The sequence below is a fragment of the Oceanihabitans sp. 2_MG-2023 genome (genome assembly GCF_030547245.1).
Taxonomy (GTDB): Bacteria; Bacteroidota; Bacteroidia; order Flavobacteriales; family Flavobacteriaceae; genus Oceanihabitans.
This window is the reverse complement of the sequence record NZ_JAUOQT010000028.1, coordinates 1-646: the sequence shown is the minus strand read 5'-3', so window position 1 is coordinate 646 and position 646 is coordinate 1. Positions and strand designations below refer to the sequence as shown.

The window sequence follows — 646 nt, the reverse complement described above, 5'->3', positions numbered from 1 at the left end:
CCATTGCTAACGATTGGAATGCTGCAAACATACTTGCACTTCAATCTTGTGGTACAGATAGCTGTGATGCAGATGCGGTCTTTGATGTAACTTCGGATTATGCTTTCACGAACCTTGCTTCCACTTGTGGTGCTGGTGGTACTATTACTGTAATCTATACGGTATCGGATGATTGTGATAATGAAACAACGCTTACTGCGACACTTACCCTTGAAGATTCTATCGGTCCAGACCTTACTGCTTGTACGGTTGTAGATGAAACTATAGAATGTAATGGAACAGATAATGAAACCATTGCTAACGATTGGAATGCTGCAAACATACTTGCACTACAATCTTGTGGTACAGATAGCTGTGATGCAGATGCTGTATTTGATGTAACTTCCGATTATGTATTTACGAATCTTGCTTCCACTTGTGGTGCTGGTGGTACTATTACTGTAATCTATACGGTATCGGATGATTGTGATAATGAAACTACACTGACTGCGACACTTACACTTGAAGATTCTATTGGTCCTGACTTAACAGCTTGTACGGTTGTAGATGAAACTATAGAATGTAATGGAACAGATAATGAAACCATCGCTAACGATTGGAATGCTGCTAACATATTAGCGCTTCAATCTTGTGGTACAGATAGCTG

General features: G+C 39.9%; 1 pseudogene. It reads left to right on the top strand.

From position 1 onward, the window contains the following. Window positions 1–646 (top strand): annotated as a pseudogene (locus tag Q4512_RS16375) (gliding motility-associated C-terminal domain-containing protein); the annotation flags it as partial.